This is a genomic window from Pseudomonas sp. B329 (assembly GCF_023127835.1).
Lineage (GTDB): Bacteria > Pseudomonadota > Gammaproteobacteria > Pseudomonadales > Pseudomonadaceae > Aquipseudomonas > Aquipseudomonas synxantha_A.
Window position 1 is genome coordinate 75,585 of sequence record NZ_SPKP01000053.1, and the last position, 21,665, is coordinate 97,249.

At 60.5% G+C, this 21,665-nt stretch carries 17 protein-coding genes; 11 read left to right on the forward strand and 6 right to left on the reverse strand.

All coding sequences use genetic code 11. From position 1 onward, the window contains the following. Positions 1 to 104 precede the first annotated feature (104 nt). A complete protein-coding gene (locus E4P00_RS23945; RefSeq protein WP_248133183.1) occupies positions 105 to 1,310 on the forward strand; it encodes a DUF1835 domain-containing protein in 1,206 nt (401 codons plus the stop codon). 15 nt (positions 1,311 to 1,325) lie between these two features. Here E4P00_RS23945 and E4P00_RS23950 read toward each other — a convergent pair whose 3' ends face one another. After that, entirely contained in the window at positions 1,326 to 1,841 is a 516-nt protein-coding gene (locus E4P00_RS23950) for a chemotaxis protein CheY (RefSeq protein WP_248133184.1), read from the reverse strand. Positions 1,842 to 2,049: 208 nt separating this feature from the next. Here E4P00_RS23950 and E4P00_RS23955 point away from each other — a divergent pair, with 208 nt between their 5' ends. The 10 genes from E4P00_RS23955 (at position 2,050) to E4P00_RS24000 (ending at position 16,782) form a co-directional block, all read left to right on the forward strand. Beyond that, positions 2,050 to 2,733, forward strand: a complete 684-nt coding sequence (locus E4P00_RS23955) for a molecular chaperone (protein ID WP_248130201.1) — start codon at positions 2,050 to 2,052, stop codon at positions 2,731 to 2,733. A gap of 22 nt (positions 2,734 to 2,755) precedes the next feature. Beyond that, positions 2,756 to 3,742 carry a fimbrial protein gene (locus E4P00_RS23960; RefSeq protein ID WP_248133185.1) on the forward strand — a complete coding sequence of 329 codons (987 nt, stop codon included), beginning with the start codon at positions 2,756 to 2,758 and terminating at the stop codon, positions 3,740 to 3,742. Positions 3,743 to 3,798: 56 nt separating this feature from the next. Beyond that, positions 3,799 to 6,594 (forward strand): ATP-binding protein, encoded by a 2,796-nt coding sequence (locus tag E4P00_RS23965; protein WP_248133186.1) that lies wholly within the window; start codon positions 3,799 to 3,801, stop codon positions 6,592 to 6,594. Next, positions 6,581 to 7,774, forward strand: a complete 1,194-nt coding sequence (locus E4P00_RS23970; protein WP_078821816.1) for an EAL domain-containing protein — start codon at positions 6,581 to 6,583, stop codon at positions 7,772 to 7,774. Before E4P00_RS23965 ends, E4P00_RS23970 begins: the two co-directional genes overlap by 14 nt. An 83-nt stretch (positions 7,775 to 7,857) precedes the next feature. Next, positions 7,858 to 11,007 (forward strand): hybrid sensor histidine kinase/response regulator, encoded by a 3,150-nt coding sequence (locus E4P00_RS23975; protein WP_248133187.1) that lies wholly within the window; start codon positions 7,858 to 7,860, stop codon positions 11,005 to 11,007. Between the two features lie 23 nt (positions 11,008 to 11,030). Further along, on the forward strand, positions 11,031 to 11,678 hold the full coding sequence (locus E4P00_RS23980; RefSeq protein WP_078821818.1) for a response regulator: 648 nt from the start codon (positions 11,031 to 11,033) through the stop codon (positions 11,676 to 11,678). Between the two features lie 192 nt (positions 11,679 to 11,870). Continuing rightward, on the forward strand, positions 11,871 to 12,473 hold the full coding sequence (locus E4P00_RS23985) for a fimbrial protein (protein WP_078821819.1): 603 nt from the start codon (positions 11,871 to 11,873) through the stop codon (positions 12,471 to 12,473). Positions 12,474 to 12,549: 76 nt separating this feature from the next. Next, positions 12,550 to 13,290 (forward strand): molecular chaperone, encoded by a 741-nt coding sequence (locus tag E4P00_RS23990; protein WP_248133188.1) that lies wholly within the window; start codon positions 12,550 to 12,552, stop codon positions 13,288 to 13,290. Positions 13,291 to 13,375: 85 nt separating this feature from the next. Further along, positions 13,376 to 15,886, forward strand: a complete 2,511-nt coding sequence (locus tag E4P00_RS23995) for a fimbria/pilus outer membrane usher protein (RefSeq protein WP_248133189.1) — start codon at positions 13,376 to 13,378, stop codon at positions 15,884 to 15,886. Positions 15,887 to 15,945: 59 nt separating this feature from the next. Further along, positions 15,946 to 16,782, forward strand: coding sequence for an HAD family acid phosphatase (locus tag E4P00_RS24000; protein ID WP_248133190.1), 837 nt, complete (start codon positions 15,946 to 15,948; stop codon positions 16,780 to 16,782). 171 nt (positions 16,783 to 16,953) lie between these two features. Here E4P00_RS24000 and E4P00_RS24005 read toward each other — a convergent pair whose 3' ends face one another. The 5 genes from E4P00_RS24005 to E4P00_RS24025 are packed head-to-tail and all read right to left on the reverse strand — an operon-like array spanning position 16,954 to position 21,661. Then, positions 16,954 to 17,376: a RidA family protein gene (locus E4P00_RS24005; protein WP_248133191.1), complete on the reverse strand. Its 423-nt coding sequence runs from the start codon at positions 17,374 to 17,376 to the stop codon at positions 16,954 to 16,956. Positions 17,377 to 17,387: 11 nt separating this feature from the next. Beyond that, a complete protein-coding gene (locus E4P00_RS24010; RefSeq protein WP_223019072.1) occupies positions 17,388 to 18,971 on the reverse strand; it encodes an FAD-dependent oxidoreductase in 1,584 nt (527 codons plus the stop codon). Positions 18,972 to 18,981: 10 nt separating this feature from the next. After that, positions 18,982 to 19,905: an ABC transporter substrate-binding protein gene (locus tag E4P00_RS24015; RefSeq protein WP_216091804.1), complete on the reverse strand. Its 924-nt coding sequence runs from the start codon at positions 19,903 to 19,905 to the stop codon at positions 18,982 to 18,984. 18 nt (positions 19,906 to 19,923) lie between these two features. Then, positions 19,924 to 20,697 (reverse strand): amino acid ABC transporter ATP-binding protein, encoded by a 774-nt coding sequence (locus tag E4P00_RS24020; protein WP_216091805.1) that lies wholly within the window; start codon positions 20,695 to 20,697, stop codon positions 19,924 to 19,926. Next, on the reverse strand, positions 20,690 to 21,661 hold the full coding sequence (locus E4P00_RS24025) for an amino acid ABC transporter permease (protein ID WP_248133192.1): 972 nt from the start codon (positions 21,659 to 21,661) through the stop codon (positions 20,690 to 20,692). The genes E4P00_RS24020 and E4P00_RS24025 overlap by 8 nt, the downstream gene beginning before the upstream one ends. Positions 21,662 to 21,665: the final 4 nt, after the last annotated feature.

Here is a 21,665-nt window from a genome sequence, read left to right on the forward strand (position 1 = left end):
TACGCCACCTTCCGCGGAAAGGGCTGCGCCCAGGACATCACAGCTCTACCTCATTTCTACGACTCCCAACCTTGAAGCGGAAAAGGTTCGAACAAGGAGCTCGTATGTCGCAACGCCCTTTCGCCTCAAATACCGACGGCCGCCTTAACCTTGAGCAGCAGCGCAAGCGCGCCAAGGAACTGTTGTCGCGTCTGAAAAGCCAAGACCCCAGCGCAACCTTGTCCCAGGCTCAGTGGCAGCTTGCCAAACAGCTGGGCTTCGCCAGTTGGCCCAAGCTCAAGGCCCACGTCGACGCCCTCGACTTTGCCGCCCGCCACCCTGGTTTCGAGGCCAGCGATGAATCCCGCACCACCCACTGGCGCTGTGGCAACGATATTGCCCACAGCCTGCAACTGGCCGGGTTCAAGGGCCAGTTCCGGATGCTCACTGACCCGCTGTGCATGGGGCCAGTGCGTGAACTGCCCAGCGAAGCGTTCCGAGCGATGCGCAGTACCTTTATCAGCCAGGCCTTTGCCATTGACTCCACTGAAGTTGCGCATCGCATCAACGATGAATACAACCAACTACAAGCCTTGAACAACGCCGATCCCAGTGTGCTGTGGTGCGAGGCGGACGCCTACGATCAATTGTTCCTGGTCCGCGCCCTGGCTGGCCTTGAGCAGGCGCCGCGCAAGCTGGAGCTGATTGAGGCAGACCGAATTCCCGGAGTCGAGCGATTTATCGGCATAGGCCAATTGGCCCCCGATGTGCTGGCCTGGCTCTGGCCGCAGCGGCGCTTGATCGACGACGACGCAGTGCAGTTGGCCAAACGGGCCTGGTCGGCTTACTGCGACAGCTCACCGCTCAAGCTCGCGGAACTGGCCCATGGCAATTACCCTGCCCTGCCTTTTCTGGCACCGGCGTTACGACGCCAGTTACAGGAGTTGCCGGGTATCGAGGACGGTTTGTCGCTGACTGAACGTTTGTCCCTGAGGTATATCGCCGAGGCCGGGCCTGTGCCTTTCGGCCGGGTGTTTGCCGAGTTGATGGCCAAGCGCGAGCCACTGCCTTTCCTGGGCGACATGATGTTCCATGCGCTGCTGCGCCCATTGATTGATGGGGCGGCGCCGCTGCTGATCGAGTCCGAAACGGACGTGGAGTGGCCGCGCCGCGTATTGGCGCTGACGCCACTGGCGCAGCAGGTGCTGGATGGCAATGCCTGCTGGCTGGACCACGCCAGCCATGAGCGTTGGGTCGGCGGTGTGTGCCTGCGGCCACGGCAACCTTATTGGGCACTGGGCCTTGCTGATCAGCCCGTCTGGCGTGACTGATGCTGCGCGATACGATCAGCGCTTGGGAAACAACCCAACAGCGCATGCCACCACCGTCGGATCGCCCTGGTAGACCGCACGCTGGGTCATAGAAGGCTGCGGCGTTCGGCCGTCCACGGCGCGCAGCATCGGCCGCTCAGCGGTCGGGGAACTGTGGGCCGGATCGACGATTTCCATGCAGCAGCGCAGCGAGTTGAAGTCCGGCGATTGCGACAGCGACAGGTGCAAGGTCTGGTTCACCGACACCACCGAGCTCTGCGCGCATTGCCCGTCATAAATCAGTGTGTGGCGAATCAGCGGGTTGTCATGGCAGTACTTCAACAGGTTGACCTGCCGTGAGTGCACCAGTGCTGTGTTGATGATCAGCAGGTCGAACGCCACACCTCCCGAGCAGGTCAACGCCTGCAGTTCGTCGAACGAGCTCAACGGGGCGATGCGGTGATAACCCAACTGGTTGAGCATTTTCTCGATCTTGAGCCGTTGCAGAAGGTCTACATCGGCAATTAGAAGGCGTAACGCTTTATTGGGCATAGGGTAAACCTGACAGTTAAGCAGCAACGTCGATCATTCAACGGTGAACACGTTAACTGTTAGCCCCGGGCAAGACTTTAAGGCGATTCTGAAAGGGTCATCGGTGGGCAGGCACATACTTTTAAGAATCGCCTGAAAGCCCTTGCAGCAAACTCCCTCTACCCTGGCATGCACCACCAAACACTCCCATGGAATTTCAGTTGTGCTGATGTCATCCCTCAGAATGCTGCTGATCGTCAGTATGCTGCTGGCCCTTACACCGCCCGCCCACGCCGCACTAAAAATCGAAGGCACACGCCTGATTTACTTCGGTCATGACAAGGCGGCCAGTATTGGTGTAGTCAACCAGGCACAACGCAAAGTGCTGGTGCAAACCTGGATCACCGGCGAAGACGAAGCGGCAAGCGCCAATGTGCCCTTCGCCGTCACCGAACCACTGGTGCAACTGGCTGCCGGAGAGCATCACCAACTGCGCATTCTGTATGCCGGTGAAGGCTTGCCCACGGATCGCGAATCACTGTTCTGGCTCAACATCATGGAAGTCCCGCTCAAGTCGGAAGACCCTAACAGCATGCAGTTTGCGATACGCCAACGGCTCAAGCTGTTTTATCGACCGCCTACGCTCCAGGGCGGCTCGGCCGAGGCAGTACAACAGTTAGTCTGGCGCAGCGACGACGGGCGCACTCTCACGGTCAGCAATCCCAGCGCATTCCACCTTTCGCTGATAAACCTGCAAACCGACAGCCAGGCGCTCAGCGATTACCTTCTGCTCAAACCCTACGAGAGCAAAACCTTGAGTGCTCCAGGCCCCTTGCCGAAAGGCGCCAGCCTCCACTTCACCGAAATCAACGACATCGGCTTGCAGTCCCCCCGTAGCGCGGTACTCAAGTGATCGATCACGGAGTGTTTCACCTATGTCACTGACTAAACGTTTTCTGCCGCTACTGTTGTGGGCCGGCGTATTATTACCCGCTACCAGCCACGCGCTGGCCTGCCGTGAAGCCGGTACCGACTCGATCATCACCAAAGAAGCTCTAGGCATTGTGACGGCGGTCGCACCCGATGCACCCGACGGCACTATCATCTGGGAATCCGACACACGTAGCATCGAAGTCATCTGCAAGGACGACCAAAAGTATGGGAACGAACACGTGTATTTTTACGTCAATCCAGACAGCGCCGACGTCGGTCAGGGCATCCGCGTAGGCATCCGCTATAAGGATCGAAAGATCACCCAAAGCATCGGCGCGGCCGCTACCGGTGAGTTTTCCGTGGCTTGCATGAAATTTACATATATCCCGGATATATGCGGCGACTCAAAATTCACCCTCAGATTTAGCGTATTCATCGAGAAGTTCGGCACCACCCCGCCAAACGGCCAGGCCAGTACGTTAAGCTCGTACCACGTATTCCAACTGGACGGCGAGCGGGGGCTCAACGGCATCGCCAATAGCAACCTCAACTACGTGCTCACCGGCCTGAATCGTATCCGCTTCGTGCCATGCTCCCCCGAGCTGACCATCAGCCCCAGCGAGGTCAACTTCCCTAAGCCGTCGCAAAAAGCATCGATTGGTCAAGTCGCCAGCAGCGCAAACTTCCGTTTGAACCTACGCAAAGATTGCGACACGCCCTACACCATCAATGCGCGCTTCGCCACCACACCGGGCGGCGGCACCGTCATCAATAATTTGTTGGTGCCGAGCAACAACAGCTCGGTGGGCATCTCGTTATCTCGTGCCGATAGCCAACAAGCACTGCCTTTCAACGCCTGGTTCACGCTACAGACATTGATGGGGAAGGATCAGACCAGCGATGGGTTCCGCGCGGACCTGAAGTGGCGCACCACGCCGATCCCCGGTGCATTCGACGCCGCAGTGGTGGTGGATATGTCTTACAAGTAGGCGTCTTTAAGGATCGTCTTATGCAATGAAAAAAGGCCGGCGCTTAAAGTCCTCCGATGCGAATAAAAAATTACCTGCCCCAGATCAACCCGGTCCTTTCGCGACCCGAAGCAGCCAGAAGGCTGCTTCGTATTTTTGCGACTGTGTTGCTCGTCGGCATTCTGAGTGGGGTTTATACCTTCCTGTTGTCGACGTTCAACAACGATATTTCCCAGCGGCGCGGCTACATGAGCAGCGCCATCGCCGAAGCCCATACGTTTTTTACCAACCGCAAAGCCCTGCTCGAAAGCCTGAGTCTATCGGCGGTGCGCAAACAGTCAGGGGGTTACGCGCCCTCTGCGCAAGAAAAACACTTGCAAGTGGGTGACATCCCGGGCAACCAGTGGAGCATCTGGCTGCCCCCCCGTATGCGCGACTACCTCGAGGCCAAGCAGCTCAACCTGCTCTACGTGAACACCACCCCCACCCCGCAGGTGACGCGACTGTATGATACGAGTGCGCAGGTGCTGCCGATCAGCAAGCCTATGCTCGAACGTCTCAAGGCCCTACAGAACGCCCCTGGCAGGCTCAACACGTTGTGGCTGAGCGACAACACCGATCACCACTCACAGCTCTACCTCTTCATTCGCCTGGATGAGCGCGATGTCGAGTCCGGATGGCTGGGCCTGGAGATGGAAAGCCGCAAGGTCTCCTCATCCCTCAGCGACCAGAGCGCCGGCGAGTTCATGATGCTCAATTCCCAGGGCATGCTGATATTCACCAACAGCAATGACACACAGCTGAGCCAACAATACCTCAAGCCCACGGAGGACAGTTTTTTCGGCTTTGTCGGTAACGGTTTCCTGCCCGACCACCTGGTAATCCGAAAGCACCTGAAGTCCTCAGACTGGCAGCTGATGTACTCCATCGACCTGCGTGACGTGGTCACTGGCCTGTGGAAACAGTTGCTCGGCTCGCTGCTGTTCTGCCTGCTCAGCCTGACCCTGATCTGGCTGGTGATGCGCCGGGTCGACCAGCGCCTCATCATTCCGGCGAGCCACCGCATTCAGGCGTTGATCGAAAGCGAGGCGTTCGGCCGCGATGTGATCCAGACCGCCCCCGTCGCCCTCTGCGTACTGCGCCGCACTGACGGCCAGGTGGTGCTGGAAAACACCCTGGCCCAGCAATGGCTAGGCAACGGTCCCGAACTCGAAGCATTGCGCGCCGGCTGGATCGAGCAGGCCTTCACCGGCGAGTTGTCTGAACGCAGCGACTACTTTGAGACCGTCGACGGTCGCCACCTGTACCTGAGCAGCGCGCCGACCCGCTACAGGGGCGAGGACGTGCTGTTCTGCGCCTTCAGCGATATCAGCGCGCGCAAGCAAGTCGAGGCGGCGCTGGAGGAAGCCCGGCAGTTGGCGGATGCCGCCAACGCGGCCAAGACCCTGTTCCTGGCGACCATGAGCCATGAAATCCGTACGCCGCTGTACGGCGTGCTCGGTACCCTGGAACTGCTCGCACGCACGCAACTGGACGCCCAACAAAAGGACTACCTGCGCACCATCGAGGGTTCATCGGCGACCTTACTGCAACTGATTTGCGATGTGCTGGATGTGTCGAAGATTGAGGCTGGGCAGTTGGCACTGGAGTTGAGCGAGTTTTCGACGCTGGACCTGGTTCACGAAATCATCCAAGGCTATGCCGCAGCCGCCCAAGCTAAAGGCCTGCAACTGTATGCCTGCTTAGACCCAACGCTGCCTGAACGGCTGATCGGCGATGTGACGCGCATCCGCCAAATTCTCAATAACCTGCTCAACAACGCGGTGAAGTTCACCGATCATGGGCGCGTGGTGCTGCGAGTCAAAGTGCTCGGCCGTGACGGCGAGCGCTCGAGCCTGTTATGGCAGGTCTCGGACACCGGCAAAGGCATTGCCCAGGAAGATCAGATAAGGATTTTCGAGCCGTTTTACCAAAGCGAAGGCAACACCAACGTGGTCGCCGGCACAGGCCTGGGCTTGCCAATCTGCCAGCGCCTGACCGAGTTGATGAACGGCAATATTCGGATGGTCAGCGAACTGGGCCTGGGCAGCAGTTTCAGCCTGATTCTGCCGCTGGAAGAAGCGTCTCCCCCGCCGAAGAGACCCCTGTTGGCCGAAACCATTTACGTGGTCTCGCCCATCCCTGAATTGGCGCATTCCATCAGCGGTTGGCTACGCCGTTGGGGCGCCAGAGCCCAGGCGGGTCTGCCAACGTTGCCGGATAGTCATCTGTTGCTGCAAGTGCATCTGGAGAGCGTTGATCCGTTACTGGTGCCCGAATGGCCGGGCCCCGTGATCCATGTCAGCAGCAATGCCAGCAGCGTACCAGAAGCGGAAGACAATGCCTGGCACGTCAACCTCAACCACCTCAGCGCAATTTATCAAGCGGTGAGCCAGGCCCAGGGGCTATGGGTGGCCCGCGCCGGAGAACAGACGCGACAACGTGACCTGCACAAACTCAACCTGCACCTGCTGGTGGCCGAGGACAACATCATCAACCAGCTGATTTTGCGTGACCAACTCGAAGAACTCGGCTGCACCGTCGAACTGGCGGCCGATGGTCAGGATGCATTGCAGCTGTACACCGCCAGCAACTTCGACGTGGTGTTGACGGACGTGAACATGCCCCACATCAACGGCTATGAACTGGCGCGTGAGCTGCGGCGCCAGGGCTGTCCGTTGCCAATTATCGGGGCCACCGCCAACGCCATGCGCGGCGAGGCCGACCTGTGCCTGGCCGCCGGCATGAACCATTGCCTGGTCAAACCCTTTGCGTTGCGTGCTCTATTCAACTCCCTGGCGCCTTATGCACGGATCACCCATGAAGCCCCTTAGTATTTTGATTGTCGAAGACCATCCCCTGCAGTATATCTACCTGCAGAACCTGCTCAGCGAGTTGGGGGATTTCCTGCTCGAAACCGCCGAGGATGGCAAAGAAGCGCTGGAGCGCCTGCGCCAGCGGGACTTCGACCTGGTACTGACCGACCTGCTGATGCCCGGCATGGACGGCGTGCAGTTTATCCAGTGCCTGGCCAGCCTGCGCTGCAAGCCGGCGCTGGCGATCATGAGTGCGGCGTCACGGCGCATGCTGATGGCGGCCAGCCTGGTGGCGAAAAACCTCGATGTGGAAGTGATTGGCCTGATTTCCAAACCCGTGAACGCCGATGCGTTGCGCACCCTGGTCGACCAGCTCAGAAACAAAGTGCGCAAGCCCTCCCCCGAATTGCCCGAGCACATGGACATCGACCGTCATACGCTGGTGCAGGCCATGAGCAGCGGCGAGTTCCAGGCCTGGTTCCAGCCGAAAAAATCCCTGGCCAACGGCCGTATTGTCGCCGCCGAAGCCCTGGTTCGCTGGATGCACCCCGAGCGAGGCGTGATGCTGCCCGCCGCGTTCCTGCCGGCGATCAAGGCGTTCGAACTGGAGGAGCGGCTGTTGTGGCTGGTGCTCAAGCAAGCGATCCACGCCCAGGAACACTGGCGCCAGCGCGGCTATGAAATTCCGGTGTCGATCAACCTGCCGACCCACTTGCTCAACAGCCATGACCTGGCAGACCGTTTGCTGGAGTTCGTGCTGCACCACGATGGTATCCCGGGAATGATCTGCTTCGAGTTGATGGAGTGCTCGGTGCCGCAGTACATCAGTAACTTCTACGCTGGCGCTTGCCGCCTGCGCATCAAAGGCTTCGGCCTGTCCCAGGATGACTTCGGCAAGGGCTACAGCTCGTACTTGAACCTGGTCTCCACACCGTTTACCGAATTGAAGATCGACCAGGCCTTGGTGCAGGGCAGCCACGACAACGAAGGCATTGCCCAAGCACTGGCGAGCATCATCGCACTGGGTCGCAAACTCGGCCTGACCGTAGTTGCCGAGGGCGTAGAGACACCGGAGCAACTGGCCCTGTTGCGCAAAATCGACTGCAATCAGGTGCAGGGATTCCTGATCTCCCGCGCCGTATCCTCTGAACATTTTCAGCAACTTCTGAGCAATGATGGCCCCGCTACATCTCACTGACTGGCAGACACGCGAAATCTGTTCAATAGTTAAGGATAAACGGCACCCAATGCCGTTTCATCCTGCACCTGCGGAACCCCATAATGAAGCACAACACGACAGACCTCGAAGTCATCACTCGCAGTCCATGGCGCCTGAACAAAGGCCTGATGATGCTCCTCGGGATCACGCTGATGCTAGTCATGACCAACTATTGGTCACTGCAATGGGAGATCAATTCTCACTATAGCGCCGCACGCATTCAATTCGCGCGCCTGATGGAAAACCTTGCAGGACAGGAATCATACCTCAGGGGCCTGACGCACACGGGTATACAGGCCGAAATATTGCACCCCATAAACGTCTCGGTCAGCCTGGAAAGTCGCATGAACGACACAAATCGCACCCTCTACGAAGGTTTGAAGTATTCGTTTTCGGTGCCGTTTAACGTCAATATCGATGAACAACAGGTCAGCGCCACCGCCAAATCGCAGATTTTTGCCTTAGGCGCGAACCTGACGAGCTACTTCAGCGCCTTCTGGTCCCCATCGTCGTACGAGGCACCGCAAACCTTTCTGATCAATCGACAGAAGCACTACGCCCTCTCCATACCGTCGGTGGGCTACCTACGTCGGAAAACCATCGAGGAAATCGGCAACCCGATAGCACTGCTCAACGCAGTGGAACAAATTCTTGAGCAGGCGCCGCACGCGCTGGAAGACAATCGCGTGTACTGGCGGGCGGGGCCCATTCCCGAGCATCTAATGGCCTACATCGGCCTGCCACTCGGCGGCCAGGGCCCGGTGGTGGTCGGCACCCTGGTAGACGCGACTCCGATCAGCGATGTACTGCAACCCCAGGAACACTCGGTGATTGATCGCTTCACCCTGATTGCACCCGACGGCACCCAGTTGGTCGGCCCAGAGGCCAGGGCATCGCTCAGCGATGGCGTGCATTTCACCACAGACGGGATTGAATTCAAGATGACCCAGCCGGGCGACCATCCCTGGATCGCGATCTATGGCCTGAACTACTCGCACTTATTTCACGCGACCTTAAGCCCGCTGAGCACCCTAACCCTGCTCCTCGCGAGCCTGCTCCCTCTGGGCTGGGCCGGCAGCCGCTGGTACCGGCGCCAAGTCATTACGCCGGCTCGCCTGGCCCATGAACAGATTGCCGAGAGCCTGGAGTTCAGTCGCGTGATCATCGACACCGCCCCCATCGGCTTATGCCTGATACGGCGCAGCGACGGCAAGCTGTTGATCGAGAACCAACGCGCCAAGCTGTGGCCGGGCTCCGCGCGCCTGGCAGCCGCCCTGGCCGCTGTGCATGACAACAGCGAGAACGGCGAGACATACCTGGAGATCGAAGGCCGGCACCTGCAAATCGGTTACGTGTCCACCCGATATCAGGCCGAAGACGTGCGCTTGTATGCGTTCAACGACATCACTCGGCATATTGACGACGCTCAGGCATTGAAAGCCGCCGATGCCGCCAACGAGGCCAAAACGCTGTTCCTGGCGACCATGAGTCATGAAATTCGCACCCCGCTGTATGGTGTACTCGGCACTCTGGAGTTGCTCGGCCTGACCGACCTCAACTCATACCAGAAAACTTACCTGCATACGATCCAGCGGTCATCCGCCACACTTTTCCAACTGATCAGCGACGTACTGGACGTGTCGAAAATCGAGTCAGGGCAAATGGCGATTGAAGCCGTGGAGTTCTGCCCGCTGGACATACTCGAAGACACGCTGCACACCTACGCCGCCTTCGCCCAACGCAAGGGCTTGCAACTCTATAGCAACATCGACCCGACGCTGCCTGACAGCGTAATGGGCGACCCGATGCGCATCCGCCAGATCCTCAACAACCTGGTAAGTAACGCCCTCAAGTTCACTGACATCGGGCGTGTGGTGATCCGCACCAAAGTCACCGCGCACGATGCCGAGCATGTCAACCTGGAATGGCAAGTCACCGACACCGGCGTGGGCATCTGCGAGGCGCAGCAGATCAAGCTGTTCGACCTGTTTTACCAGTCACCGGACATCGCCAGCAAAGGCGGTGCAGGGCTGGGGTTGCCGATTTGCCGCTGGCTGGCGCAGATGATGGGCGGCGAGATCAAGGTGGTCAGTGAGCCCGGCCTGGGCAGCAGTTTTAGCCTGAAGATACGCCTGCCGCTGTGCCACGGCACGCTGACCAACCCGCCGCTGATCGAACCCAGTGAAACACCTGTGTACGTGCAGGCGCCAGTGGGCGAGTTGGCGCAGTCGCTGTGTGACTGGCTCAATCGCCTGGGCATAGTGGCGTCCTTGGCGACGCCCACGCGGGAGCAGGATAACGGCCATGCGGTGCTGGTGGACCTGCTGCCCAACGAGCCCGCCCGGCCCTGGGCCGGCCAACGCGTACAATGCGTGCCAGGTGCGCGCACACCGCCGTTGCACACAGCACAGGGCTGGGTTGTGGATATGCACGACGTACGTACCATCGCCAGCATCGTGTCCTTGGCTCAACATGGCAAGCATGAACAACCAGCGGCAGCCCAGCCGCAAAGTATCGGGAAGCTCGGATTGCACATACTGGTGGCCGAGGACAATCCGGTCAATCAGGCGATCATCAAGGAGCAACTGGAAGCCCTCGGTTGCTCAGTGATCCTGACCGCCAACGGCGAGCAGGCGCTGCAGCAATGGCAACCGCAAGCTTTCGACCTGGTGTTGACCGATGTAAACATGCCCCTGATGAACGGCTATGAACTGACCAGTGCGCTCAGGTTGCATGACCCGCTGTTACCGATCATCGGCGTGACCGCCAATGCGATGCGCGAGGAGGGCCTGCGCTGCCTGGCGGTAGGCATGAATGCCTGGCTCGTCAAACCCTTGAGCCTGCAAACCTTGCGCGAACACTTGGCCAAGCTGTGTAAGGTCAAACCACCATCCGAGCAGTTCGACGACAGGGTGCAGCTGTCAGAGAAGATGCTCCCGCTGTTCATCAGCAGCATGCAGCAAGACTTACAACGTATCGGTGCAGCCCTGGCACAGCGCGATGCGCGCGCCCTTGGTCAACTGCTGCATTCGGCCGCCGGCGCCCTGGGTACCGCGCAGGCCTTCAACCTGGCCCAGGCCTGCATCGAACTGGAAACCGCGCTTAACCGCAGCAGCCTCAACACCACGCTTGAGCTCAAGGTGAAGGTTGTGATGCAGCGACTGTTGGCCATCCTGGAAACCCTCCAGCCCGGGCAAACTTCCCTCACTTGAACTGGCATTACGGACGGCCCTTTATGAAAAAATTCAATGTAGTTATCGCGGACGATCACCCGATCGTGCTGCTCGGGGTACGCGAAATGGTAGAGCGCGATACACGCTTTCAGGTCGTCGGCGAGGCCGTGTGTTCAGCGGGCCTGATCGAACTGTTGCAGCGCCAGGACGCCGACATCGTGATTACCGACTACAACATGCCGGGTGACTCGCCCTACGGCGATGGTCTGAAGCTGGTGGAGTACCTGAAACGGCATTTCCCGCAGGTGCAGATCCTGATCCTGACAATGATCTCCAACCACCTGATCCTCACTCGCCTGCAAGAGCTGGGCGTGATCGGCATCATCCAGAAAAGCCAGTTGCACACCGAGATTCAACTGGCACTCAAGGCCATTGCACAACAGAGCACGTATCGCAGCCTGGAGCCGCCCAAGACCTCGGTGATCGAGACCCTCACGGCCATCGACGAGCGCTTTACCAGCTTGTCGCCCAAAGAGTTCGAAATCCTGCGCTTATTTGTTTCCGGCATGAGCGTGAGTGATATTGCACGCAGCCAGAACCGTAGTTCAAAGACCATCAGCGCGCAAAAGATCTCGGCGATGCGCAAACTTGAAGTAAGCAGCGACCAAGACCTTCTCGCTTATTGCCTGGCGCGTAACGTTTTCAACTAACCCGCTCTTTGCAAGCCCTTCCTGGACAATGGCGTCCCCCCTACTTGCTGGCCCCCACCTTTAAAGCCAACGCAAGTAAGACGCCAGTTTCGTCACTTATAAGAATCGTCTTATTCGCCCGCGCCGCGTCGCTGCTTATTCTTTGCTCGCAATTCAACAATCGCTTTTCAACTTACACTTACGGGCATCATCATGAAAAAGTTTTCCCTGGCTGTTATCGCCTCGGCGATTATCGCTGCCTCCGGCAGCACATTTGCTGCCGACCCAGCACCGAAACCGTCCATGGCTGGTAGCGGTAAAGTCACTTTCACTGGCGTGATCAACAACGACGCCTGCACGGTAGAGGGCGCCAAATCCGACCGTACCATTTCGGTCGACATGGGCAACGTTGCAATTAAAGACATGGGCACCGCAGAAAATCCAACTGCCGGCCGAGTGACAGCCAAAGATTTCAATCTGAACGTCAACTGCAACCAAGGCACCAAAGTCACCATGCTCTTCGAACCCAACAACGGCGGTTCGGGCCTGGTGAACGGCAAAAAGGTACTGGCGCTGAATCCAGGTACGGCCTCGGCGAAAAACGTCGGTATCGCTTTGCTCGACAGCAACGGCACCCTGATTGACCTCAGCTCGCCAGCCACCGCCCGTATTGAAAGCGACATGCACGGCAATGGCACTGCCGGCGGCGACGCGACCCTGAGCTTTGCGGCTGCCTACGTCACCACCGGTGCTGCCGGTGCGTCCACCGCCGGTCGCGGTGATGCCACTCTGCCGTTCATCCTGCAATACCAGTAACACCGGCGCTCTGTGCACCGAACGTGCGAGGCCATACGGCCTCGCCACTTTCTCTTAATTACACCGGATAACCCACATGCAGCCTCGTTCTATCGCCGCGTGTCTGGGGCTGTTGGGCATGCTTTTGGCTACCCAGGCCGCCGCCAGCATTTCACTGAACACCACCCGTCTCGTGTTCGATGGCGACCACAAAGAAGCCAATGTCACCGTACGCAACGGGAACCAGGAGGTTTTGATTCAATCTTGGGTGGACAGGAACGACGCTGATAGTAGCCCTGCGCCGTTTGCTGTCACGCCGCCAATAGCACGCATCTTTGTCAAGGAGCAGCAACTGCTGCGCATCCTGTATGAAGGCACCGGCATGCCCACGGACCGCGAGTCGGTGGTGTGGCTCAACGTGCAAGAAATCCCCAAGAACAGCGAAACTGAAAACTCCTTGCAGTTGGCCATCCGCCAGCGCATCAAGATTTTTTACCGCCCTGCCGGCCTAACCGGTAGTGCGCTGCAAGCCCCTGCGCAGCTTGAATGGACCCTGGTCAAACATGGCGTCCAGCACCTGTTGCGGGTGAAAAACCCGACGCTTTACCACGTGTCCATGGCCGACATCAAAGTACAGGCGCAACTGGCCAGTGACTCGACCATGATCGCGCCCGGCGAGGAAAAACAGTTCCCACTCAAAGCGCCGCCAGCGGCAGGTCCGGTTCAGCTGTCGTTTTCCAGCATCAATGACTACGGCGCTCAGAACCACTATACCGCGCCTCTGTCCGACGGCCCTTCGGCCCCCGTACGCGCCACTGAGTCGCTCCTCCAACACTAACTATTTTCTCTAACCCATAGGCTTACTCCATCGGCCTGTTTACGTACTCGCCTGCTCGCTGATCAGGGATGTCATAGGTCCTCGCATGTCTTTTAATCCCAGCAACAGTCCCGCGTGTGGCGCACTGAAGTTAAAGACGCTATCACTGGCGATCGCAGCCTGCCTGCCGGTTTTGGCGATGGCCGATGAGGCAGCGCAAACCTTCAACACCACATTCCTGCAAGGCTCGAAGTCATCGGTCGATTTGCAGCAGTTGCTCTCGGCCAACAGCGTGCTGCCGGGCAATTACCGCGTCGACCTTTACAGCAACGAAGTGCTGGTAGGCCGGCGCGATATCGACTTCAAGCGCGACCCGAAAAACGGCCGGATCGAAGCCTGCCTGACCCTCGACCTGCTCAAGCAACTGGGCGTCGACATGAAGCGCCTGCAGGCCGAGGGCAAACTCGACCCGCAGCAGCCACAGGACTGCTACGCCCTCGCCGAGATGATCGAAGACGCCAGCGTGCGTTACGACAGCAGCCGCCTGCGCCTGATGGCGAGCATTCCGCAAGTGGCCATGCAGCGCGGCTTGCGCGGGTATGTCGACCCGCAGTTGTGGGACGAGGGCGTACCTGCCGCATTCATCAACTACCAGCTCAACAGCAGCCGCACTGCCGGCGACTATCAAACACGTATTGCCAATAACCTGGGCCTGCGCAACGGCATCAACCTGGGTGCCTGGCGCTTGCGTAACGAGTCGAACCTCAGTGGCGGCACCGGCCGCGCGAACACCTTCACCAGCAACCGCACCTACCTGCAGCACGACGTGACCGCTATCAAGGGCCAGTTCAGCGCCGGTGAGATTTTCTCCGACACCGACCTGTTCGACAGCGTGCGATATCGCGGCCTGAAACTGGCCTCCGATGACGGCATGCGTGCCGACAGCGAGCGCGGCTATGCGCCAGTGATTCGTGGCGTGGCACAGACGAATGCGAGGGTAGAAATCCGCCAGAACAACTACATCCTCTACACCGCCAACGTCGCGCCGGGCCCGTTCGAGATCAATGACATTTACCCGAGCGGCTCCAACGGCGACCTGGAAATCACCGTGATCGAAGCCGACGGCACGCGACGGGTGACGAGGCAGGCGTTTTCCAGCCTGCCAATTATGGTGCGTGAGGGCCAGGTCAAGTACAGCCTCTCAGTGGGCACGTTCAACAGCAATGCCGATGGCATGGCAACCCCGCGTTTTCTCAGCGGTACACTGGCCTATGGTCTGACCAGCAACCTCAGCGGCATCGTGGGTTTGCAAACCAGCGAGGACTACAATGCGTTGTCCATCGGCGCCGGCAAGAACACCTCGTTCGGTGCGTTCTCGCTGGATACCACCCATTCGTCCAGCAAGGCCCAGGGGCGAACCTCCCAGGGCAGCAGCGTGCGCGCCTTGTACGCCAAGACCTTCGCCGGCACCGATACCAACTTCACCCTGGCCGCCTATCGCTATTCCACCGAGGGCTATCGCACCCTCACCGACCATGTGGAAGACAGCAGCGAGGACGTGCGCGTGCGCACCGGCCACTCGAAAACCCGCACCGACCTGACTATCAACCAAAGCATCGGGCGCAACAGCGAGTTCGGCAGCCTGTATTTGACCGCCAGCGACCAGCGTTACTGGAACCGCGGCGGGTCAAAGAGTTTTTCAGCCGGCTACTCCAGCAACTGGGGCGACCTGAGCTACAACCTCGGCGTGACGCGCACCAAGCAAATCGTCACCTGGGGACAGCCCAGCAGCGACACACAGGTGAACCTGTCCATCTCGTTCCCGCTGGGCAAACAGGCTCGCGCGCCACGGGCATTCGTCACCACCAGCCACCAACGTGGCAACACCACCACCCAAGCGGGCATCAATGGCTACGTGGCCGACACCAGCGACACCTCCTATTCGGTGCAGGCCGGCCACAGTGACACCAGCGGCGACTCAGGTTCGGTGAACATCAACAGCCGCACCGCCGTGGCCGACGTCAGCCTCGGCTACAGCCAGGGCCAGGGCTATAACTCACAGAACTTCAACCTCGCAGGCTCGGTGGTGGCTCACGCGGGCGGCGTCAACCTGGGGCAGACGGTCAGCGAGACCTTCGCCCTGGCCGAAGTGCCAGGCGTCTCTGGGGCCAAGATCAGCAGCTACAGCGGGGTGGAGACCGGCTACAACGGCTATGCGGTGGTTCCCACTGCGCAACCCTACCGGGTCAACTGGATCAGCCTGGACACTCGCGACCTGGGTGGCGACGTGGAAATCACCAACGCCACCCAGCAGCTGGTGCCGCGCCGTGGCGCCATCGTGGTGGCGCATTACAGCGGCACCACCGGGCGGCGGGTGTTGTTTGAGTTGTTTGATGCACAGCATCAACCGCTGTCGTTTGGTGCCTCACTGGAAGACGCCAATGGCAAGCAGTTGGCGATTGCCGACCCCAATGGTAATGCCCTGGCACTGGTGGAAGAGGATCAGGGCACGCTGATCATCAAGTGGGGGGAACAGCGTTGTAGCGCGAGCTATGCGCTGGCACCACAGAACAAGGCGTTGAACTACGAGCGCCAGGCACTGGTGTGTACGCCTTGATTGTGCGGGGGAATGCGCTACTGTGCCGACCACGCACCCATCCTCCGCGAGATTTGCCCATGCGTAACCTGTTCCTTGCCAGTGCCTGCCTGCTGACCACCGCCCTGGCAGGCTGCCAGCAAACACCACCGGCTAACGACCAACTCGATGCAGTGCTCTGGACCCAGACGTCCATCGAGCACGAGATGATCTACCGCCAGCTCTTCGCCAACGCCACCCGCCAACTCGATGTAGCGCTGGCCGACCCCAACTGGGACGCACTGCCTTTGCCTGCGCGCAAGCTGACCGGTTTGCCACCGGCGGTGATCGTGGATATCGACGAGACCTTGCTGGACAACGTGCCGCTCAACGCTCGCGACATCGTCAACAATCAGGTCTATTCCTACGATCGCTGGAATACCTGGGTCGAGCAGGCCAAGGCTCAGGCGCTGCCGGGTTCCGTGGCGTTCCTGCAAGCGGCCAGACAAAAAGGTGTCAAGGTGTACTACCTCACCAACCGCGAGCACAGCCAGGTCGCGGCCACCGCCAAAAACCTGCGTTTGCGCGGCTTTCCGATTGAGAGCGACGCACAGATCCTGGCGGCCAGCACCCCCACCGGCCACTGCGAAAGCGCGGGCTACGGCAAGCAGTGCCGCCGCCAGTGGGTCGCCAGCCGAGCACGCGTGCTGTTGATGGCGGGCGACTCGTTGGGCGATTTCGTGCAGGCCGAACACAACACCCTGGCTGCGCAGCGCAAGGCCGTCGAACCCTATGTGAACTGGCTGGGGCAGCGCTGGTTCCTGCTGCCCAACCCGAGCTACGGCAATTGGTACAGCGCGCCGTATGGGGATGATGAAACCTTACCGTTTGTCCAGAAGCGCAAGCTCAAGCAGCAGGCTTTGTTGTTGCAGCAATAAAGAGTAGCCATGTGGAAGGGGGCTTGCTCCCGATAGCAGTGGTTCAGCCAACACATGCAGTGACTGACAATCCGCTATCGGGAGCAAGCCCCCTCCCACAGTTCGAGCCGCCAACAATGACGCAGGGCTGCTCCCGCCGTGCGCACCACCTTGCTGATAGCAAATCGTGCATCAAGCAGTTCGGGCAGCAATCGCCTCCACTTCCACCAACGCCCCCGGCAACGGCAGCGCCACCACTTGCAACGCGGTCCGCGCCGGTTTTTTCGGCTGCTCGGGCGTACCGAAGAACTGCGTATACCCCCGCTGCAACCCGGCAAAATCCAGCTTGCGGTCGGTTTCTTCCGCGCCGACCAGAAATACGCGCAACTGCACGATATCGCCCAGGTCCAGATCCTGCTGCTGGAGGATTTTGCGCAGTTTGTTGAACACTGAAACAGTCTGTACTTCGGTGTCGCCGTAAACCCCAGGCACATTCGGGTCGGCGAGATCGGGCAGCGTGCCGCTGACGAATATCAGACTGGCCGAGGCCGGCACGGTGACGGTTTGCGAGATGGGAAAATCGCCCACGCTGGTGCGTTGAATGCTGTCGCTCATGGTGTTGCTCCTCAAGAGGCGGCCACAGCCGCGATCTGTCGTTGTTGGGTGATGTGCTCGGCCAGTTGCGCCACCACATGGCGCGCGGAGTTGGCCGCCGACTCCTGCCAGATGCCCACGCCACTTTGCACCAGGCCGTCGCCGGCGAAGTACACCCGGCCATGGGGCCGTTCCAGCAAGGCGTGGGCCTGGGCGGGGAAGTGTTCGCGTTGCAGCCACGGGCCTTCGCTGTAGGGGATCTGTTCCCAGGACACCGCCAGCGGATGACGCAAATGTTTGGAATAACCTGGATGCAACAGCTCTACGGCTTGTCGGGAGGCGGCGTGCTGCTGTTCGAGTGGCTGTGCGCCGAACACGTCGGCGCCCTCCCCGGTCACGTAACCGGCCACCAGCACGCCCTCGCGGGTATTGAGGTCGTTGCTGGGGTACCACAGCAAGCGCGCCGGGTGCTCGACCCATGACAGGCCGCCATAGGTGCGGTAATCGGTTTCCCAGAAACGTGGGGATTGCCACGCCACCTTGGTCGCCTGGTCGCTGCGCGTGCTGAGCAAGGCGGCCTTGACCGGGTCGCTGAAGTCGCTGTCCAGCCTGGCCAGCAGGGGCAGCGGCAAGGTCGAGACCAGGTAATCGGCACGCACCACCTGTTCGCGGCCGCTGTGCTGGTCGTGATAGGTCACCGCCACGCCCTCCTCCAACTGACGGATCTGCCGCACCTGGGCGCCCAGTTGCACCTGCTCATGCACGCGTCGGTAGAGGGCGTCGGTGATGCGGTCCATGCCGCCCACCGGCTGGAACATGGTGGCTGAAAATTCCGGGAATTCGGTGTGCAACAAAGCGCCCCAGAGTTCCGGGTGCAGCAAGCGCTCCAACCCCAGCGGCTTGTGGCGGGCGGGCAAGGCGCCAGGGTGGGCGGCGGATTCAAGGTGCCCGGAACGCAGGGTGCCCTCGAAGGCCAGCTCCTGGGACAGGTCGCCGTACACCTGCAAAAAACCCAGCAGGCGCGTGCGCTCTTCACCACTCAACACATCGTCAAGGGCGTCACGTTGCACCGCCCTGGCCAGCAACCCGGACAGGTGCCCACGGGTGTCGTTGAGCGCCTGGCCGACACTGAACGCCGGCTGGCTCAGGTCCGGCCGCACCTGAGCGCCATGGCTGCTGTTGACCAGCACTTCCAACGGCACGCCCAGCTCACTGCAATAGTCGAGGATGGTGCGGTGCTGGCTGGGGATACGCGCCGGGCCGGCGTTGAAATACTGGCCCGGATCAAACCCCACGGTTTGCGAGCGACCATCCTTGTAGGCCACGCGATCGCCGTTGCGCAGGGTCCAGGTGCGACCACCTACGCGCTCACGGGCTTCCAGCACCTGCACGCTGAAGCCAGCGCGACTCAGTTCCAGGGCCGTGACCAATCCTGCAATCCCGGCGCCCAGCACCAGCACGCGGGTGCCCTGCCCCAGGCCATCCTTGAGTTTCAGCGGTTGCGGTCGGCGGTGTGACGATGGGCCCAGCCCCAACACCGCCAGTGCATCCTTGACCGCCTTCTCACCGCCCACTGCGGCAATGCTCGACAGCGCTTCACGTCGTGTCAGTCCCATGTCGATGCTCCTAGTCCGGCAGGCCCGGTGGATTGATCAGCGACTTGTCGACGCGTTCGACATCCAGGCCCCAACGTTGCAGCACCTGCTCGTATTGCCCTCCGGCAATCGCGCCTTCCAAGGCAGTGTGGATCGGCTGGACCAGGCCGTTGTCCTTGCGCGTGGTCACGGCGATATCGGCCTGCAACGGCCACCCACCGTTGACAGTGCCGACGCGCTTGATGCCGCCGGTGATCGCCGCCGAATAGGCGTACACCGAGTTCGGCCCGAACAGCGCATCGCTGCGCCCTGACTGCACCGCCAGTTGCGCGGCGGCCTGGTCGTCGAAGTATTGCAACAGCGCAGGCTTGAGGCCGGCTTTTTCATTGGCCTCGTTCCAGGCCAGCAGGACCTTTTCCTGGTTGGTGCCGGAGCCGACGATGATCTTCAGCCCGGCAATGTCCGCCGCCTGCTGAATCGCGTTGATCTTGCTGGTGCTCTTGACGTAAAAGCCGAGCACATCCTGGCGGTAGGTGGCGAAGTCAAAACGCTTTTTACGTGCCTCGGTGACGGTGACGTTGCTGATCACCACGTCGTATTTGCCCGAGCTGACGCCCAGGGGCCAATCCTCCCAACTGGTCTGTACCACATTGAGTTGCAGGCCGAGGCTATCGGCGATCAGTTGTGCGGTATCGGCTTCGCTGCCGATGGTGGTCTTGTCGTCACTGGCGAGCAGTGCCAGGGGCGGCCCGGCCACGCCGGACACGGCCACGGTGAACTTGCCCGGCTGGGCGAACTTGAAGCCCGGCGGGATCTGCGCAATGGCCGCTTCATTGCGCGGCACATGGATGCGCGGGCGGTCGGGGCTGAGATCGACCTGTTGCACAGCGAAGGCGTATTGCGCGGTGCTGACGGCAAGCGCCAGCAAGGTCACGCGGGTGGTGTTGATGAACATGGGCACTCACTCCTTGAACTAAAGCACCTTGCCGAGAAAGGCCTGGGTGCGGGGATGGTGGGGTTGGCGCAGGATCTGTTCGGGCGGGCCTTCTTCGATCAGTTGACCGTCGCAAAGAAACACCACGTGGTCGGCCACTTCACGGGCAAAGCCGATCTCGTGGGTGACGATCACCAGAGTCACCCCCAGCCGGGTCAGACCCTTGATCACGTCCAGCACCTCGCCTACCAGCTCAGGGTCGAGGGCCGAGGTGGGCTCGTCGAACAGCAGCACCTTGGGATCCAGCGCCAGGGCCCGGGCGATGGCGACGCGTTGTTGCTGACCACCGGAGAGCTGGCGCGGATAGGCGTCGGCCTTGTCCGCCAGGCCGACCTTGGCCAGCAACTCGGCAGCCTTGAAGTGCGCTTGTGCCTTGCTCCAGCGCTTGTGGGCCAACGGCGCTTCAGCGATGTTTTCCCACGCGGTGAGGTGCGGGAACAGGTTGAAGTTCTGGAATACAAAACCGACGTCGATGCGACGCTTGAGGATCTCGCGTTCCTTGAGTTCGAACAGCAGGTCGCCCTTGCGTCGGTAGCCGACATATTCACCGTCGATGGTGATATGCCCGCTGTCGATTTTCTCCAGGTGGTTGATGGTGCGCAGCAGGGTGGACTTGCCCGAGCCGGACGGGCCGAGGATCACCGTGACCTTGCCGGGGTCGATAGTCAGGTCGATGTTATCGAGCACCTGCTGGTTGCCAAAGCGCTTGCCCACGCCCTGGATCTGGATGCGCCCGGCGCGTGCTTCAGCCATGGGACTTCTCCTTGAGCCACAGGCGCAGGCGCTGCAACGGCGTCGGCGGCAGCACCCGCGCGGTGCCGCGGGCAAAGTGACGCTCGACGTAGTACTGGGCGCTGGTGAGCACGGTGGTGATGATCAGGTACCACACAGTGGCCACGATCAGCAGCGGGATCACCGCCTGGGTGCGGTTGTAGATGACTTGCACGGTGTAGAACAGCTCGGGCAGGGCCAGCACATAGACAATGGAAGTGCCCTTGACCAGGCCGATGATTTCGTTGAACCCCGACGGTAAAATCGAACGCAGCGCCTGGGGCAGGATGATGCGGAAGATGCGCCGCGAGGCCGGCAACCCCAGGGCCGCGGCTGCTTCATGCTGGCCGGCCTCCACACCGATCAGGCCACCGCGGATGATCTCTGCCGCGTAGGCGGCCTGCATCAGGCTCAAGCCAAGCACCGCCACGGTGAATTGACTGAGCACATCCACCGTCGACCACTCGGCGAACACCAGATCGGTGAACGGCACACCGAGCACGATGTGGTCGTACAGGTAGGCAAAGTTGTAGAGAATGATCAGCACCAGCAGCGCCGGCATCGAGCGGAAAAACCAGATATAGCCCCAGGCCAATGCGGCCAGCAACGGTGAGCCCGACAGCCGCGCCAACGCCAGCGCCGTGCCAAGGATGACGCTGAACACCGTGCTCAGCAGCGTCAGCAACAGCGTCTGCCCCAAGCCGCGCAGCACTGACGGCGAGAAGAACCACTGGCCGAACACCCCCCACTCCCACCGCGGGTTGGTGGCCAGGGAATGCACGATGGCCAGCAGCACCAGCGCGGCGAAGATCGACCCGGCCCAGCGCCAGGGATGTCGGGCCGGTACTACTTGCAGAGCCTTTATCGGCGTCGAGATACGGCGCTGGCGCAGCGGTTGGGCGCTGACCTCATCAAGCAGGTCGTAGGGTTTGGCGACAATGGGCATGTGC